This window comes from Streptomyces sp. D2-8, assembly GCF_023184515.1.
Taxonomy (GTDB): domain Bacteria; phylum Actinomycetota; class Actinomycetes; order Streptomycetales; family Streptomycetaceae; genus Streptomyces.
On sequence record NZ_JAAHBP010000012.1, the window covers coordinates 187,084 to 205,088 of the forward strand.

The window sequence follows — 18,005 nt, forward strand, 5'->3', positions numbered from 1 at the left end:
CCAGGGTGGATCACGGGTGGATCCGCCGCCGTGCGTCTCTCCACCCGGAGGTGGAGAGACGCCTCGGTGCGGCCGGGACGGTACCCAGAAGCCTCACCCACGCCGGACCCCTGCGGGCACCGACCGGGTCGCCAAACCCGCCCGGCCGTACCCGGCGACAGCCCGGTACAGCGGCTACGCGTCGATCCGCGACCGGTCCAGCGTCGCCGCCGAATTGGAGATGAACTCCTTGCGCGGCGCCACGTCGTTGCCCATGAGGAGGTCGAAGACCTGCTCGGCGGACTCCAGGTCGGAGAGGTTGATCCGGCGCAGGGTGCGGTGGCGCGGGTCCATCGTCGTCTCCGCCAGCTGGTCGGCGTCCATCTCACCGAGACCCTTGTAGCGCTGGATCGAGTCCTTGTAGCGGATGCCCTTGCTCTGGAACTCCATGAGGGTGTCGCGCAGTTCGCGGTCCGAGTACGTGTAGACGTACTTGTCCTGGCCCTTCTTCGGCTGGACGATCTCGATGCGGTGCAGCGGCGGCACCGCCGCGAAGACCCGGCCGGCCTCGACCATGGGCCGCATGTAGCGGTGGAACAGCGTCAGCAGCAGGGTACGGATGTGCGAGCCGTCGACGTCGGCGTCGGTCATCATGATGATCTTGCCGTAGCGGGCGGTGTCGATGTCGAAGGTCCGGCCCGAGCCGGCTCCTATGACCTGGATGATCGCGCCGCACTCGACGTTCTTCAGCATGTCCGTCACGGACGACTTCTGGACGTTGAGGATCTTGCCGCGGATCGGCAGGAGCGCCTGGAACTCGGAGTTCCGGGCGAGCTTCGCCGTGCCGAGCGCGGAGTCGCCCTCGACGATGAACAGCTCGCTGCGGTCGACGTCGTCGCTGCGGCAGTCGGCCAGCTTGGCCGGCAGCGACGAGGACTCCAGGGCCGTCTTGCGCCGCTGCGCGTCCTTGTGCTGCCGGGCGGCGATGCGCGTGCGGGCCGCGGCGACGGCCTTCTCCATGACGACACGGGCCTGCTGGGCGGCGTCGCGCTTCGTGGAGGTCAGGAACGCTTTGAGTTCCTTCGTGACCACGTTGTTCACGATGCGGCGGGCCGCCGAGGTACCGAGGACCTCCTTGGTCTGGCCTTCGAACTGCGGCTCGGCCAAGCGCACCGTGACGACCGCGGTCAGGCCCTCCAGGGCGTCGTCCTTGACGATGTCGTCCTCGGCGACGCGCAGGAGCTTCTTGGTGCGCAGCACCTCGTTCATCGTCTTGGCGACGGCCTGCTCGAAGCCCGCGACGTGGGTGCCGCCCTTCGGCGTGGCGATGATGTTGACGAACGACCGGAGCGTCGTGTCGTAGCCCGTCCCCCAGCGCAGTGCGACGTCGACGCCGAGCTCGCGGGTGACCTCGGTGGGCGTCATCTGGCCGTGGTCGTCCAGGACGGGGACGGTCTCCTTGAAGCTGCCCTGCCCGGAGAAGCGGAGGACGTCGCAGACCGGCTTGTCGTTCGCCAGGTACTCGCAGAACTCGCTGATTCCCCCGTCGAAGCGGAAGGACTCCTCGCCCTTGCTGCCGCCCTCGCCGAGCCCGTACTCGTCACGCACGACGATGGTCAGGCCGGGCACCAGGAACGCGGTCTGGCGGGCGCGCTGGTGCAGCGTCTCCAGGTTGAGCTTGGCGTCCTTGAGGAAGATCTGGCGATCGGCCCAGTACCGCACACGTGTGCCGGTACGGCTCTTCGGGATCTTCTTGGCCTTGCGCAGGCCGCTCTTGGCCTCGAACTTGGCCTCGGAGCCGTTCCCGGCGAAGGCGCCCGGGACACCGCGCCGGAAGCTGATCGCGTGGGTGTGCCCCCCGCGGTCCACCTCGACGTCCAGTCGGGCGGACAGGGCGTTCACCACGGAGGCGCCGACGCCGTGCAGACCGCCGGAGGCGGCGTAGGAGCCGCCGCCGAACTTGCCGCCGGCGTGCAGCTTGGTCATGACGACCTCGACACCGGAGAGGCCGGTCTTGGGCTCGACGTCGATCGGGATGCCCCGGCCGTTGTCCCGGACCTCGACCGAGCCGTCGTCCTGGAGGATCACCTCGATGTGGTCGCAGTACCCGCCCAGGGCCTCGTCGACGGAGTTGTCGATGATCTCCCAGACGCAGTGCATCAAGCCACGGCTGTCGGTCGACCCGATGTACATACCCGGGCGCTTGCGCACGGCCTCGAGCCCCTCGAGGACGAGCAGGTGCCGCGCGGTGTAGTTGGACCCGTCCCGGTCTGCTCCTGCCAGCAGAGCTGTGGACGGCACGGACGTCTCGGCGGTCACGCGGTTCGCTCCTCGCTGAATTTCAGATGGGGCCCTCATGGGTAAGGGCGCGGCTTCGGTCACCGGTGAGAGGGTACAGAGGCCTGGTAGAGCCGCTGTAACGCCACCCTCGTCGGAAACTCAGACTAGTCCAGACTCGTATGCGTGTTCGATCCCTCGATGGAGTGAAGTACACATCACGTTCCCTTCCAGGCATGAACCATTTAGGCTCCGGGCACGTCCTCATGAACAACCGGCAACCCAGCCGGGAGGATCGACCACCGATACAACGCGAAGCCCCGTAAGACACATAGACACGCAATACGGCACATTCGCCGCCAACCGGCAGCAGACAGCCGCCTCGGAAAGAATCTTTCGAGGAAAAGCCACGAGCGGGAACGTTTTGGGGCTGGTTGGATGTTGACCCTGGTACGACAGCTCGTCGAGCTAGAGAAGAGGCGACGTGACTACTGTTCTGACCCCTGCGAGCCAGTTGACGGCCGCTGATCGCTGCGACCGCTGCGGCGCCCAGGCGTACCTGCGCGTCGTCCTGCTCAGCGGCGGAGAGCTGCTCTTCTGCGCCCACCACGGGCGCAAGTTCGAGCCGGAACTCAAGAAGATCGCCGCTGAGATACAGGACGAGACGGAGCGGCTCACGTCCGTTCCCGAGAACGCCTCCGAAGAAGAGCGCTGACACCTCGCGTCCGACGACGAGCCAGCCCGGCACAGGCCGGTGGACGGGCGGTTGCCTCTGGTCACCAGAGGCAACCGCCCGTCCACGTGTCACAAGCCGGTTCAGGCTCCGCCGGACGCCTCACACACCTTCCGAGGCCCGTGCCCAGCCGAGGGTCCGCATGATGTCGGACACCCGCATGTACACCCCGGGATTGCCGGCCCGGCCGCAGCCGATCCCCCATGACACGAGTCCGATCAAGCGCCCCTGGGCCACCAGCGGCCCCCCGCTGTCGCCCTGGCAGGCGTCCCGGCCCCCCTCGACCTCCCCGGCACACAGCATGCTCGTGGCGTCGTAGGCGCCGTCGGCACCTCCCGGATACGCCTCCTCGCACAGCGCGTCGGGGAGCACCCGCACGCGTGCCGCCCGCAGACTGTCCGGGTACTCGCCGGCGCCCGAGGTGTCGCCCCATCCGTACACGGTCGCGACCCCACCCGCCGCGTAGGCGGGGTCACCGTCGGCCGCCATGGTGATGACCGAGGCGCCCTGGAGCGGTTCGGCGAGAGTGAGCACGGCGAAGTCCCCGGCATTGCTGACACCGTCGTAGGCCGGGTTCACCCATGCACGGCGCACGGCGATCTCCTGGCCGTCGCGGCCCGAGAGCAGGTCCGTGCGTCCGGCTATGACCTTGAGGTCCCGTACGCGCTCCGGCGGCCCGCCCAGGACGTCCTCGTCCAGGCAGTGCGCCGCGGTGAGCACGGTCGTGCCGCCGACCACCACGCCTCCGCAGAACTGTCCCGCGCGCGTACCCCCGAACCGGTCACGACTGGACAGGGCCACCGTCCACGGGCTCTGAGACGCCTCGACGGGAAATCCACCTATGACCACACTGTCGGCGGCCACAGGGGCGCTGGAGCCCATTGACAGGGCAGGTACTGCGGCTGTCAGGGCCAGCGACAGGACCAGAGCTCGTGCCAGACGGCGACGCATACGCACTCCTCACTCCGTGGTGTCCGTGAGACACCCAGAGTGATCCACGCCGTGGAACCCCGCACCCGCGGCGAGGCGGCACCGCGAAGGCCCGGTCCCCTCGGGGAACCGGGCCTTCCGTGTCGTACGACCTCGCTCAGTCGAGGTAGTCGCGCAGCACCTGCGAACGGGACGGGTGACGCAGCTTCGACATGGTCTTGGACTCGATCTGGCGGATCCGCTCACGCGTGACGCCGTAGACCTTGCCGATCTCGTCGAGGGTCTTCGGCTGACCGTCGGTGAGACCGAAGCGCATCGAGACGACGCCCGCCTCGCGCTCGGACAGGGTGTCCAGGACGGAGTGCAGCTGCTCCTGCAAGAGCGTGAAGCTGACCGCGTCGGCCGGGACGACCGCCTCGGAGTCTTCGATGAGGTCACCGAACTCACTGTCGCCGTCCTCGCCCAGCGGGGTGTGCAGCGAGATGGGTTCGCGGCCGTACTTCTGGACCTCGATGACCTTCTCGGGGGTCATGTCGAGTTCCTTGGCCAGCTCCTCCGGGGTGGGCTCGCGGCCCAGATCCTGGAGCATCTGGCGCTGCACGCGCGCGAGCTTGTTGATGACCTCGACCATGTGCACCGGGATACGGATGGTGCGGGCCTGGTCGGCCATGGCGCGGGTGATCGCCTGACGGATCCACCAGGTGGCGTACGTGGAGAACTTGTAGCCCTTGGTGTAGTCGAACTTTTCGACCGCGCGGATCAGACCGAGGTTGCCCTCCTGGATGAGGTCCAGGAACAGCATGCCGCGGCCGGTGTAGCGCTTGGCCAGGGAGACCACCAGACGGAGGTTGGCCTCCAGGAGGTGGTTCTTGGCGCGGCGGCCGTCCTCGGCGATGATCTCCAGCTCGCGCTTGAGCTTCGGAGCCAGCTTGTCGGCGTTGGCCAGCTTGTCCTCGGCGAACAGACCCGCCTCGATGCGCTTGGCGAGCTCGACCTCCTGCTCGGCGTTGAGCAGGGGGACCTTGCCGATCTGCTTGAGGTAGTCCTTGACCGGGTCGGCGGTGGCACCAGCAGCGGCGACCTGCTGGGCGGGGGCGTCGTCCTCGTCCTCGTCGGACAGCACGAAGCCCGCGTTCTCGGTGGTGCCCTCGGGCTCCTCGCCGGTCTTGCCGGGGGCTGCCTCCTCGAGCACCTCCTCCTCGAGGATCTCGGCGTCGTCCTTCTTGGCGCTGGTCTTCTTGGCCGCCGTCTTCTTGGCGACGGTCTTCTTCGCGGCCGCCTTCTTGGCGGTCGTCTTCTTGGCAGCCGCCTTCTTGGCGGGTGCCTCGTCCTCCTCGACGGCGGGCTCGGCGGCGGGCGCCGCCGGTGTGGCGGTGGCGGTGGCCTTCCGGGTGGTCACCGCCTTGGCCGCGACCGTCTTGGTGGCGGTGCGCTTGGCGGGACTCTTCGCTGCGACGCTCTTTCGGGTGCGCTTGGGCTCTGCGGCACTGACCATCAGCGTCACACCCTCTTCCTCGAGGATCTGGTTGAGGCTGCGCAGTACGTTCTTCCACTGAGTGGCCGGAATCTGGTCAGCTTCGAAGGCCCGACGCACGTCATCGCCGGCGATCTGCCCCTCAGCCTTTCCCCGCTCAATGAGCGCCATGACAGAGACGGACTCGGCGATCTCCGGCGGGAGCGTACGGGATGTGCTGGCCGACACGAACAACCTCTCGGAACGTTGGAAAACGGCTTCCGGCCCCGTCCACAGAGGACAGGAGCCGACCGCCGGCTTGGGGATGGGCCGACGGCGCGGGCGGGGGCCGGGAAGATTCACAGCGCCGTGAACGGCGTCCGTATTCCCTCCGCGGCTGTCACCTCTTAGGTCATCGCGTTCTCCCCGCGAGCGTTACGCCCAATCTGCGTGGCCCGAGTCACACCCCGTAAGCAAACAAAAGGGTCAGATATGGACAGAAGTGATCATATCCGGTACGGATCCGGCCGCCCTGTCGGGTCCCGGCCCCTTCGCGCCGTCGGACCCCACAGGATCACAAGGATCCCACGGGGTCCGACGGGAGGCGGATCACCGATCAGGCACTGCCACAGGAGGGGGGTGGCACACCCGGCCGCGCCGCCCGCGGAACGCGGTCAGTGCTCGCGCGGGGCGGGCACGACCCGTTCCACCTCGGGGTGGACCGTGAGGAGTTGACGCATGGCCGCCTCGGCCGCCGCTCCGTCACCGATGGCGAGGGCGTCACAGATGCGGCCGTGGTGCGCCAGGGACGCCTCGTTCGGCCGGTCACAGCCCGCTACCGGGCCGCCCGAGACCTGAAGGGCCGCGGACACGATCCCGGAGAGATGCTCCAGCATGCGGTTGCCCGCGACCTGGATGAGCAGCGAGTGGAACTCCGAGTCTGCACGGGAGAAGGTGAGCGCATCACCCTGGGCCATCGCGTGCCCCATGATCTCGACCATGTCCGCAAGCCGCTGCTGGACGTCCTCGCGCCCGTGCCCGGCGGCGAGGCGGGCGGCGAGCGGCTCGATCGTCCACCGCAGCTCGCTCAGCTCGCGGCGCTGGTCGTCGCGCTGCGGCCCGAAGGCCCGCCACTCGATGATGTCCGGGTCGAGGAGATTCCAGTCACTGACGGGGCGCACGCGCGTGCCGACGTTGGGACGGGCGCTCACCAGGCCCTTGGCCTCCAGGACGCGAAGCGACTCGCGGACGACGGTGCGGGAGACCTCGAACCGCTGACCGATCTCCTCGGGCACCAGCGGGCGGTCGGCGCCCAGGTCGCCGGAGACGATCATCTGACCCAGCTGCTGAACGAGTTGGCCGTGCAGCCCGCGCCCGCGGTTTCCCGCGGCGCGCCGGCCCACGCGGCCCAGCTCGGGGTCCCCGCCGTCCCAGGCAGGGATCCCGACGCGGTCGACGGCGGGCGCCTCGGCGTACGGGTAGCGGTCGAGTTCGCCCGGGCTCGCGAGGCCGGAGTCAGCGGAGCGGGCGGCGGTCATCATGGTGTGCGCAAGGGTACTCACGCATCCTTTGTCGGCGCCGTCTCCAACTCCCTTGAGGTCTTTGGTGAAAAGCACACGAAAGGGTGATCGCTCACCCCGTCGCAATTGACGCCTTATCGGAAAGAAATGGGCGTTCTGCGGGGAGTTGTGCGCATGGCCGGACTAAGGGTTACGGACAGTCGTCACCGGAGCCTGCTGCGCAGGGTGGTGAGCAGATACGCGCAGAGCAGCGCGGTCAGCGACAACGTCAGCGCCCCACCCACGGGTTGGGAGATCACGTTGAGCGCGGCCTCCAGGTAGCGCTCTCCCCCGAAGGGCCATCGCGGCAGGAGGGCCTCTCGCAGCCGCATGGGGAGTCCGGCCGCGGTTCGCACGGACGGTCCGTTCACGAGCTTGTGCACGACGGGTACGACGAGGAGGGGGACGGCGGCCACGGCGGCGAGCCCGGCCGTGGTGGACCGGAAGACACCCGCGGCTAGTACCCCGGCCCAGGCACAACCGACCACGAGCCCGATCCAACTCGCACTCAATGGGATCCAGTCGGCGGGAACCTGGGCGAGCTCCCGTCCGTAGACGAGATAGAGCACTTCGGCGTCGCAGCCGATGGTGAGGACGGCCAGCACCAGCGCGGTGGCCGAGGAGACGAGGAGTTTGGCGGCCAGCAGCCCCAGCCGGCGGGGCACGGTGCCGCGGTCCGCCGCCAGGGCGGGGTGGCGGAACTCGTCGCCGAAGGCCAGCGCGCCGAGCAGTCCCGCGCCCAGCGCCGCAGGCGGCAGGGGCAGCTCCCGCGGCCACGCGGCGAGCAGGCGCGGCTGCGGGGTGTGCCCGATGCGTGCGAGCACTACGGCGGTCACGGCGGACACGGCGAGCACGACGGCTCCGGTCAGGAACCCGGTGCCGATCCCTGCGGCGCGCCGGATCTCGTAGCGGAGGGGACGGAGGGGGCTGGGGGCGTGGCGAACGGAGATGGGGGGCGGCAGAGGGGGCAGCGCGTCGAGCGTGGGAGCTGCGCGAGGGCTGGTGAGGTGTGGCCCCCGGGGCGGAGAGGGCGCGGTCGCCGTCAGAGGACCGTTGCTCGACCGGCTGGTCGTGGAGGTGTCCAAGAGCTCGTGCGGCTCGGCGTCGGGCAGCTGCGGTTGCCCGAAGGAAAGCGACGGCTCGTCTGCGACCGGCTCCCGTACTTCCGAAACAGATCGCGGCCCAAACGTCGGCCGCGGCTCGGCCGAGACGGCCGCGGGGTCCCCGGAGGAAGACGACGGCTCGCCGGTGACCGGCTCCCGTGCGTCAGAGACGGCTCCCGTCTCAGGCGTGGGCCGCGGCTCGGCCGAGACGGCCACAGGGGCCCCGGAGGAAAGCGACGGCTCGCCTGCGACCGGCTCCCCTACTTCCGAAGCGGATCGCGGCTCAAGCGTCGGCCGCGGCTCGGCCGTGGCGGCCTTGGGGTCTGTTGCGAGCGGCCTCGACAGCTCGGGGGACCCTGCCGGTTCTCCCAACCGGGGCGCGAGGGTTGGCCGCTGCGTGTCGCTGACGCGCCCTGACACGACGAGACTTCGGTCACGCGGCCCGCTTGCCTGAGCGAAACCCGCACCGGGCCCCATGTCGCCGATCTCGTCGGCGAGTTGGTGAACGACGATGCCGTGACGGAACGCGATCTCGCCGATGTCCGCGCAGGTACCGCCGTACACCGAAAGGCGGTTGCCGCCCTCTCGGACGACTTCGACGGAGCGCTGCGAAGTGCGGGCCTGCTTGGCCAGGAGAACCGCCAGACGGGCCACGTGCGGGCTCCGTACGGCGACACGGGGGCGGAGGCGGGTGCGCGAGAACTCCTCGGCCCCCTGGTCGGCCACGAGCCTGCCCTGCTCCAGGGTGACGACGCGGTCGGCCGTGCGCGCGGCCGCCTTGGGGTCGGCCGTGGTGAACAGGACCGTGCCACCCTGGGCGGCGTGGGCGCGCAACATGCCGTGCAGCCAGGTGCTCTCACGGGCGGAGAGCCCGGCGGCCGGGTCGTCGAGGACGAGGGTGTGCGGGTCGGCCAGGAGGACACAGGCCAGGCCGAGACGGCGGTCCATGCCGCGGGAGAGGGTGCCGAGGCGTTCGTCGCGCAGGCTCACGAGCCCGACCGCTTCGAGGACTTCGTCGGCACGCCGGACCGGAACCCCCGCGGCGGCACACAGCATGCGCAGATGGCCGCGGACCGTGCGGGCGGGATGCCCGGGAACGTCGCCCAGCAGCACACCGACTTCGCGCGAGGGATGGGCGATGCGATGCAGGGGACGCCCCCGGAAGTGGGTGATGCCGCGGCCCTGTTGGAGTTCGAGCATGAGTCTGAGAACCGTCGTCTTGCCGGCGCCCGGTGCTCCGAGCAGCGCGGTGATGCGACCCGCCCACGCCTCGAAGGAGACGTCGTCGGCTGCGGGCGGAAGCTCTTTGCGGGGGTTGCTGGTCAGTCCGAAGGCCTGGATCACTCACAGCAAGATAGCGCGCTATGTCCGGTTTTCCGGGCATCCCAAGGCCTGCCGCGGGCAGGACCATCACCCGCGACCGGGGTGCGGGCGGGTCGCGCTCCGGGCCCGGCGAGGCCCGCGCCCGGCCCGCCGGTCATACCTCGGGGCGCAGCATCGGGGGGTTGAGCAGCGTCGCGCCACCGGCGCGGAAGAGCTGGGCCGGGCGTCCGCCCTGGCGGGTGGTCGTCCCACCGGTGGGAACGAGGAAGCCGGGTGTGCCTGTGACCTTGCGGTGGAAGTTGCGCGGGTCGAGCGCCACGCCCCACACCGCCTCGTAGACACGGCGCAGTTCCCCGACGGTGAACTCGGCCGGGCAGAAGGCGGTGGCCAGCGACGAGTACTCGATCTTGGAGCGGGCTCGCTCCACTCCGTCCGCGAGGATCTGCGCGTGGTCGAAGGCGAGCGGCGCGACCGGCTCGGCGTCCCGCCCGTAACCGCCCTGATGCAACAGCTCCTCGACCGGGGCCCAGCGCGCGTTGCTGGCGTCTCCGCCTGCCCTGGGCGCGGGCAGGTCGGGGGCGAGAGCAAGGTGGGCGACGCTCACGACCCGCATCCTGGGGTCCCGCTTGGGGTCTCCGTAGGTGGCGAGCTGCTCCAGATGTGCGCCGTTGTCCTGGGGTGGGACGGACGGGTCGTGCACACGCAGTCCGGTCTCCTCGGCCAGCTCCCGTGCCGCGGCCTGCGCCAGGTCTTCGTCGGCCCGTACGAAGCCGCCGGGCAACGCCCAACGTCCCTGGAACGGCGGTTCGCCCCTGCGTACCGCCAGCGCACACAGGGCATGACGGCGCACGGTCAGCACGACCAGGTCCACGGTGACGGCGAAGGGCGGAAACGCTGACGGGTCGTAGGGCATGCGGCGATCATAGTCGTCTGCCTGACGATAAACACTCCCTTCGCCGGTCCCTTCGCTTACTGATCCACTTCGGTCCGGTATGGACTCCACTGCCTCTCCCCCGGTCCGGAATTGGCACGTCGCTGCACGTCACACCCCCAGTTGCAGTCCATCGGCCGCCTCCTCGACCATGGCGAGGCCCAGCCTGCTGACCCGCACGGAGAACAGGGCGCCCGCCACGCGCAGTCCCGTGAAGCCGATCTCGCCGAGGGGCGCGCTGCGCACGGGGCTCAGGGTGACCGTCCCGGCCGGGGCGTCGGGGCGGATACCGGCGAGGGTGGTCAGCAGCAGGACTCCGGCGGCCGCCGCTGTGGCCGCGGGGCGGCAGGCTGCCGGGTGCGGGAGCGGAGCACTCCCTTGCGTGCGCTGCTCCCCCGCGTACATCTCGGGCAGCCGGTGAGCGAAGGTCTCGGCGGCCGCGAGTACGCCGCGCAGCAGCGAGTTCGATTCCTTTTCGTAGCCGGCGGCTGCCAGTCCCGCGACGGCGAGTGCCGTCTCCTGGATCCGTACGGCTCCCGCGCGGTGGCCGAACGGGTTGAATCCCGGTTCCTTCGCGCCCAGTCCACGCAGGCCCCAGCCCGAGTCCATGACCGGGCTGCCGAGCAGCCGGGCAAGTTTCTCGGTCCGGAACTTGTCGAGCAGGCCGGGCGCCAATTCGCCCCCGCCCAGCAGGCCCGTGTCGAGGAGGTGCACGGCGGCCGCGCCCAGGTGAGGCACCAGGCTGCCGTCCGGCGCACGGGCTGTCGCGGGCCGGCCGCCCCCGCGGTCCTCGACCCAGAAGTCCTTCCGGAATGCGGTCCGTAAGGCCTGCGCCCACTGCCGGAGTGCTGCTCCCCCCGTCCGGCCGCAGGCGTCGAGCAGGTCGGCGCCGAGCAGGGCGGCACGGTGGGCATGGGCCTGTGTCTCGCACCGGACGGGCTCGCGCGGGTTCGGGTCGCGCAGGTATGTGCCGTCTCCCACGGTGGTGCGCAGCCAGGCCAGGCAGCGTTCGGCGGCGGGCAGCAGCTCTTCCGTCTCCTGGTCGGGGAGGCCCCAGCGGCGGGCCTCGGCGAGCAGGGCGGGGAAGAGCAGCGTGGCCTCTGTGCCGGTGCACTGCGGCGGAAGGTGCGGCCCGGCGTCCCGTCGGGGGCCGGGGATCATTCCCGACTGCGTTCCGGGGCCAGTGAGTTGGGTCCGGGCGAGGATCCGCAGCGTTCCCGCGGCGAGGCCGGTGCCGAGCGGCAGAGCCATCCGGGCGGCGACGAGCGCGTCGGCGGGAGCCAGACCGCAGCGCCAGGGTGCCCCGGCCGCGAGGTGGGTGTCGGCGGGGTGCGCGGAGTCGCGCAGGAGGAGGGCCTGGAGGTCCTCGATGCTCGTCCGCAGGAGGGCGGGGACTCTGAGGTCGTCGCCCTCCGCACGCGCGGCGGTCAGAGGGCTGGTCGCCGCCCGTCCCGCAGCTCGGAGGGGCCGCGCGCCGTCCGGTCGCATCCGCAGTTCCACAGTTCTGCTGCCGCCGGGTGGCAGGTCGAGTTCCCACCGCAGGAGCCCGGCCGAGGCGAGGGCGTCCGAGGGAGCTGGTTCGGCCGTGACGGACGCGTTGCCGGTGGCGCAGGACCAGCGCAGACCGGAACCGTGGACACTGGCGGGGAGTTCGGGGCCGGCGCTGCCGGAGGCGATGGCCCCGAGGTCGGCCAGGTCCGTGCCCAGGACGATCTCGACCGGCAGCCGGAGCGGGCGGGGAGCCGCGCTGTGCAGGGTGATCCGCTCCGTGCCGTCCGCGAAGCGGTTGCGTTCCACGATCACGTCGGGGTCCGGGCCCGCCTGCGGTGACGTGCGGAGTGTGCCCACGAACCTGGCGCGGTCGGCCGAGGACATCCGGGCCTGGACCGCGAGGGGTACGCGTCCGGCGACGCGGATCTCGCACCGGGAGAGCACGCGCCGGCCGGCACGGTAGAACCCCTCCAGGCCTCGGCCGGTCAGCTGTCCCTCCTCGGTCGAAATGGCGAGGCCGGGAAGGGCGACGCAGATCATCGCGGTGTGCGCGGGTGGCAAGTCGGCAGACCAGCGCAGTCCGGGGATGGTGGCGCCTCGGGGCGGGGGCGAAGACGAGTGCCCCATGGGTGGCGGAGTCCGCACCTGGGCGACGGGCGATGAAGCTGAGCTGTACCCCGAACTCGCACCCGGGCGACGATTCTGACCCGCCCATCGGGGAGACGATCGGCCGGGGCCCGGCGACGACGGAGGACGCGAGTCGGGGCCGATGGGTGCAGAAGGGTATGAGGTGCTGCCGGGGAACCTCGGCCCGTAACCATCGACACGTGCCGCTGGTCGCGCGGAGACGACCTGGTCCCCCGCCCGCGGCATCCCGGCCCCGGGCGGGGCGGCACCCGATCCGAGGGGCGGTGGGGGCTCGCCCTGGCGACGGCGGTCGTCGGCGGTGGGCGGAGTCGGCTTTTGCATGGGAAGGCTTCCTCTGCGCTCGATGCGCCTCGATCGGGTTCGGCCCCGGTGCCGGAGGGCTCCGACGGCGCAGGGGCAGTACGGCGTCACGGCCCGTTCAGCCGTTCCGCCACTCAGGTGAACGGTGGAGGTGTCCTCCGAGTCACGCCCAGGGCCCGGCCCCTGCACCTCGAGGCCGCCCGGCGCAGGCTCACTCCTCATCGTCCGTGCCGTGGCCGGGCTGTACGCCTTCCCGGCCCGTGTCCCGGCAGGGCGTTGCCTTCTTCGGCGTACGCGCACGCGTGCCGCCCGTTCGCACGCTGCCGGACCGAGCGGTACCCGCCGTTGCCGCACGGCCTGAACGAGGACCGGTCTCGGTAGCACCGGCAGGGTGTGTGGTGCCCGCCGGCGTGCGCCGCCGGGGAGTCCGGGCTCCCATGTCACGGTCTTCCGCGCCGGTACGGCCGACGGCAGCGCCGGTGGTGCCGCCGGGACGGGAGCGGCGGCGACGGCGTGACGGCACGGCTGCCGGTGAGGGCCTGTCGGATGGCCCGAACTCGGGCGTCATCGCTGCCGGTGAGGGCTTGCCGAACGGCCCGGAGACCGACGGCGCCGATGCCGATGAGGGCCTGTCGCGGCGCTCGATCTCGGTCGCCGCGGTCGTCTCGCGTCCAGGAGACTCGTCACCGTCCGCCCGCTCTTCCAGGCGGTCGGCTCCCGCACGCCCACGACCTTCGCGCTCCGCTCGCAGGCAACTGCGGATCGCCTCCGGGTCGAGGCCTTCATTGCAGGCCTGGTGCAGGAGGCGGGCGAAGAGGTAGTCGGGATCGGCGCCGAGAGCCATGGCGAGAGCTTCGCGGGCCTCCAGTTCGTCGCCGGTGGACCAGGCCACCCAGCCGGCGAGCGTGAGCGGCGCAGCGGCATGTTCGGCGTAGGGCCCGACGCAGCGGCGAGCCAGCGTCCGCCAGAGGCGAAGGGCGACTGCGGCGTCGTCACCCTCCATCCACTCGGCCGCCCGGTCGCGGGCCGCTCGGTCCTGGAGGCCGAGGATCAATCGGGCGGCGTCCTCGTGGCCGAGCAGTTCGTCGTCGCGGAGATCCGCCAGGAGCATGCCGGAGACGGGATGCGCCTCGGCGAAGCGGGCCAGGATCCTCCCGGCCAGTTCCAGCGTGTCGTCCGCCACGGCGGCACGGCCCGAGTCGTCCAGGATTTTCGGCACCAGCGCCATGCTGGCGGCGTCCAGGGCGGCCTCCTGCTCGAGGGCCGCGGCGTTTTCCCAGGGCAGCAGCCGGGCCCGGAGTTCTCGCAGAGTGCCACGCACCTGGAGACCGGCGTAGGTGGCCGCCGCGGCCAGTACGGAGGTGCCGGGCAGGCCCATGGTGGCTCCCTCGGGGGAGCAGCATGCCGCGTTGTCACAGCAGTACGACCAGTAGCGGCCATCGGAGATGCACAGCGCCTCGACCACCACCACGTCCAGGGAACCGCACTCGACGCGCAGCCTCTGGGCCAGAGGCCTCAGCCGCTCCATCACCTGCCGGCCGGTCTGGCCCTGCTCCGGCTCTTGGCACAGGAAGGCCACCATCGACTCGGGCCGGGCCCCTCGGCGCTCGCTGCCCGTCACGAGGCCATGGGACAGTTGCCGGGCCGCACAGGGCCAGTCGTCCGCGCTCGCGGGGATGCCGAGCCGGGCCCGGCCTCCGAACCGCCCGCGTCCGTCCCTGTCGTGCAGGGCGACCAGGACGATGCTGTCCTCGGGGCGGTATCCGAGCAGGTACGGCAGGGCGTCGGCCAGTTCGGCCGGAGTGCGCAGAGTGACCTGGTGCTCGCCGCCGTGGCTGTCGTACGCGGGGCCGGGAGCGTGCGGCCCGGATGCGTCGCTCCTCTTCTTCTGCTGTTCACCGTTCTTGTGTCCGCTCTGCGCCTCGGGCCCGGTGATGTCACCGTTCTCAGGGGATCCGGTCGTTTCGCCGTGGTTCGTCATGCGAAGACGATCTCGCGGAACGCAAATCTCCGCTTGACCCTGTGGATAAGTCCGATCAGGGACACGTCACCCAAGGTCGGCGCGCCCCCAGCTCTCGGTGGTCGGCTCCGGATGTCAGTGCCGTCCTGTTGTATGGAACGCATGGAGCACACGAGCAACGCGGAACTCCGGGCGGCGGCCGACGCGGTCCTCGCCCGTCTCGTCGGGGACGTCTCGGGAGAGGCCCGGCTGCGCGAGGACCAGTGGCGGGCGATCGAGGCGCTGGTCGCCGACAGACGCCGTGCCCTGGTCGTCCAGCGCACGGGCTGGGGCAAGTCCGCGGTGTACTTCGTGGCGACCTCGCTGCTGCGGGCGCGGGGCAGCGGTCCGACCGTGATCGTGTCGCCGCTGCTCGCGCTCATGCGTAACCAGGTCGAGGCGGCGGCTCGGGCCGGCATCCATGCCCGGACCATCAACTCCTCCAACACGGAGGAGTGGGACGCCGTTCAGGACGAGATCACCGCGGGCGAGGTGGACGTCCTGTTGGTGAGTCCTGAACGGCTCAACAACCCGGACTTCCGGGACCAGGTACTGCCCCGGCTCGCGGCCGCCACCGGGCTCTTGGTGGTGGACGAGGCCCACTGCATCTCCGACTGGGGCCATGACTTCCGGCCGGACTACCGCCGGCTGCGCACGATGCTCGCCGATCTCCCGCCCGGTGTGCCGGTGCTCGCGACCACCGCCACGGCCAACGCGCGCGTGACGGCCGACGTCGCGGAACAGCTCGGCACCGGCGGCAGCTCGGACGCCCTCGTGCTGCGGGGACCGCTGGACCGGGACAGCCTGAGCCTGAGCGTGCTGAGGCTGCCGGACGCCGCGCACCGGATGGCCTGGCTCGCGGAGCACCTCGACGAACTGCCGGGGTCCGGAATCATCTACACCCTCACCGTGGCCGCCGCCGAGGAGGTCACCGCCTTCCTCCGGCAGCGCGGGCACACGGTCGCGGCGTACACGGGCAAAACGGAGAACGCCGAGCGTCAGCAGGCCGAGGAGGATCTGCTCGGCAACAAGGTGAAGGCGCTGGTCGCCACGTCAGCGCTCGGCATGGGCTTCGACAAGCCCGACCTGGGTTTCGTGGTGCACCTGGGCTCACCCTCCTCCCCCATCGCCTACTACCAGCAGGTGGGCCGCGCGGGACGCGGTGTGGAGCATGCCGAGGTGCTCCTGCTCCCGGGCAAGGAGGACGAGGCGATCTGGAAGTACTTCGCGTCGCTCGCCTTCCCTTCGGAAGACCTGGTGCGCCGCACGCTCGACGTCCTCGGGCACGCGGAGAAGCCCCTGTCGCTGCCCGCCCTGGAGCCCCTGGTGGAGCTGCGCCGCTCCCGACTGGAGACCATGCTCAAGGTCCTCGACGTGGACGGGGCGGTCAAGCGGGTCAAGGGCGGCTGGATCGCGACCGGGCAGCCGTGGACGTACGACGCCGAGCGGTACGCGTGGGTGGCACGTCAGCGCGAGGCCGAGCAGCAGGCCATGCGCGCGTACGCGTCGACGACCGAGTGCCGGATGGAGTTCCTGCAGCACCAGCTGGACGACGAGGCCGCCAAGCCGTGCGGTCGCTGCGACAACTGCGCCGCCCCCCGCTTCGCCGCCGACACATCCGAGGAGTCGCTCGAGGCCGCCCGCGTGGACCTGGGCCGGGCAGGTGTCGAGGTGGAGCCCCGCCGGATGTGGCCCACCGGACTGCCGGCGATCGGAGTGGACCTCAAGGGACGTATCCCGATCGGCGAACAGGCCGCGTCGGGACGCGCGCTGGGACGGCTGTCGGACATCGGGTGGGGCAACCGGCTGCGGCCCATGCTCGCGCCCCAGGCCCCCGACGGGCCCGTGCCCGACGACGTGGCGAAGGCCGTGGTGGGCGTACTGGCCGACTGGGCCAGGGGCCCTGGCGGTTGGGCCCCGGGCGCACCGGATGGCCGGCCGCGCCCGGCCGGCGTCGTCACCGTTGCCTCGCGCACGCGACCGCAGCTGATCAATTCCCTGGGGGCGCGCATCGCCGAGATCGGCCGACTGCCGCTGCTGGGCGCCGTCGAGTACGTCGGCGACGCCCTCCCGGGCTCCCGGAGCAACAGTGCCCAGCGGCTGAAGGCACTCGATGGCGCTCTGGCCGTGCCGCCCGCCCTCACGTCCGCTCTCGCCGAGGCCCAGGGCCCGGTCCTCTTGGTGGACGACTACACAGAGACCGGCTGGACCCTCGCGGTCGCGGCCCGCATGCTCCGACGCTCCGGCGCACAGGGGGTGTTGCCGCTGGTACTGGCCGTGCAGGGCTGACGGCGTGCCCGGGCCGGGGCGGCTGCCCCGGCGCACACCTCTGGACGCCGCCCACCCCCATGACGTACGAACGTGTCGTGCTCGAACGCCCCATGGGTGGTCCGGTGACACACACGGTGGGGATATTAGCCGCGCATCATCTGATAACGGTCGGCTGCCTCAATTGCTCGTTGCCGCATTCAAGTTCGACAGGAAGAATTGAGGTCTGCTCCCGCACGGCTCGCCGGCCGCTCCGGTAGGGCTTCGTTGCGGTGCGCGCTCCCAGGAATCCGACCCCGCCCGCAGTGTGGGCGCGTAGCCGAAGGGAGGACCGTGACCTTCGGATTCGCTCCGGCCTCGGCAGCGGCGTCGACGTCCGCCGCTTCCGCCAACCGCTTGCTCGAACCCGCGGAATGGGCCACCGCCGGGATCCCACTCCTGCGCAATCCCCGTGAGATCGTCAGCGGACTGCACGCCCGTCACCACCCGCAGCCGGCGACCGCTGTCGTCGCCGTGCTCGACCCGGACGAGCGGCTGCGGGCGAGCGCCTCTTTCGTGCGCCGTTCGGCCCCGGCCGACGGCTGGATGTTCCGCAACGCCCTGCTCGCGCAGCTGCGCCGGGTCATCCCGCACGATCTGCGCCGCCGCACGCCGGTACGCACCGCGGTGCTGCTCTACTGCCGTGAGGGCGACGCGCGTTGGACGGAGGAGGACGGCGCGTGGATGTGGGGGCTGCGCGACGCGTGCACCCTCCACGGACTGCGCTGCGGGGCATACATCACGCTGACCCGTGACGGCTGGCAGGTCCTCGGCGAGGGCCGCGGCGGACGCCGCCCTCATTCGGCATCGGCACCGGAGCCGTTCGCCACGTCGGAGGCACCGCCACCCATACCGCGCACCGGCGGCGCCTCCGAGGTACTGCGCCGCGCAGCGGCGGCACGCTGAGGCCCGGACAGACCGTTCCGCACGGATCCGGGCCCGGGCCACGGCGCACGACGATTCCTACGACGG

The 18,005-nt window shown here is 71.1% G+C and carries 11 protein-coding genes; 3 read left to right on the plus strand and 8 right to left on the minus strand.

Features of this window, described 5'->3' with window-relative positions; translation table 11 throughout:
• Positions 1–174 precede the first annotated feature (174 nt).
• Positions 175–2,298, minus strand: a complete 2,124-nt coding sequence (locus G3I77_RS22145) for a DNA topoisomerase IV subunit B (protein WP_248506389.1) — start codon at positions 2,296–2,298, stop codon at positions 175–177.
• 442 nt (positions 2,299–2,740) lie between these two features.
• On the opposite strand from G3I77_RS22145, the gene G3I77_RS22150 reads away from it, so the two are divergent.
• Positions 2,741–2,971: a hypothetical protein gene (locus tag G3I77_RS22150; RefSeq protein ID WP_031134785.1), complete on the plus strand. Its 231-nt coding sequence runs from the start codon at positions 2,741–2,743 to the stop codon at positions 2,969–2,971.
• A 120-nt stretch (positions 2,972–3,091) separates the two neighbouring features.
• Here G3I77_RS22150 and G3I77_RS22155 read toward each other — a convergent pair whose 3' ends face one another.
• From G3I77_RS22155 to G3I77_RS22185, 7 genes are all read right to left on the minus strand, one after another.
• Positions 3,092–3,940: a trypsin-like serine protease gene (locus G3I77_RS22155; RefSeq protein ID WP_248506391.1), complete on the minus strand. Its 849-nt coding sequence runs from the start codon at positions 3,938–3,940 to the stop codon at positions 3,092–3,094.
• Between the two features lie 136 nt (positions 3,941–4,076).
• Positions 4,077–5,621 carry an RNA polymerase sigma factor gene (locus G3I77_RS22160; protein WP_248506394.1) on the minus strand — a complete coding sequence of 515 codons (1,545 nt, stop codon included), beginning with the start codon at positions 5,619–5,621 and terminating at the stop codon, positions 4,077–4,079.
• 425 nt (positions 5,622–6,046) lie between these two features.
• A complete protein-coding gene (locus G3I77_RS22165) occupies positions 6,047–6,934 on the minus strand; it encodes a FadR/GntR family transcriptional regulator (RefSeq protein WP_248506396.1) in 888 nt (295 codons plus the stop codon).
• Between the two features lie 161 nt (positions 6,935–7,095).
• Positions 7,096–9,378 carry an ABC transporter ATP-binding protein gene (locus G3I77_RS22170; protein ID WP_248506398.1) on the minus strand — a complete coding sequence of 761 codons (2,283 nt, stop codon included), beginning with the start codon at positions 9,376–9,378 and terminating at the stop codon, positions 7,096–7,098.
• Positions 9,379–9,511: 133 nt separating this feature from the next.
• Positions 9,512–10,270: an NUDIX domain-containing protein gene (locus G3I77_RS22175; RefSeq protein ID WP_248506401.1), complete on the minus strand. Its 759-nt coding sequence runs from the start codon at positions 10,268–10,270 to the stop codon at positions 9,512–9,514.
• Positions 10,271–10,399: 129 nt separating this feature from the next.
• Positions 10,400–12,319: a glycogen debranching N-terminal domain-containing protein gene (locus G3I77_RS22180; RefSeq protein WP_248506542.1), complete on the minus strand. Its 1,920-nt coding sequence runs from the start codon at positions 12,317–12,319 to the stop codon at positions 10,400–10,402.
• 619 nt (positions 12,320–12,938) lie between these two features.
• Entirely contained in the window at positions 12,939–14,708 is a 1,770-nt protein-coding gene (locus tag G3I77_RS22185; RefSeq protein WP_248506403.1) for a DUF4192 domain-containing protein, read from the minus strand.
• A 141-nt stretch (positions 14,709–14,849) separates the two neighbouring features.
• Here G3I77_RS22185 and G3I77_RS22190 point away from each other — a divergent pair, with 141 nt between their 5' ends.
• Together G3I77_RS22190 and G3I77_RS22195 are read left to right on the plus strand one after the other, a co-directional pair.
• Complete coding sequence (locus G3I77_RS22190) at positions 14,850–17,015, plus strand: RecQ family ATP-dependent DNA helicase (protein WP_248506405.1); 2,166 nt, start codon at positions 14,850–14,852, stop codon at positions 17,013–17,015.
• Positions 17,016–17,327: 312 nt separating this feature from the next.
• The gene (locus G3I77_RS22195; protein ID WP_248506408.1) at positions 17,328–17,939 is read left to right on the plus strand and encodes a hypothetical protein; all 612 of its coding nucleotides are present in this window, start codon (positions 17,328–17,330) and stop codon (positions 17,937–17,939) included.
• Positions 17,940–18,005: the final 66 nt, after the last annotated feature.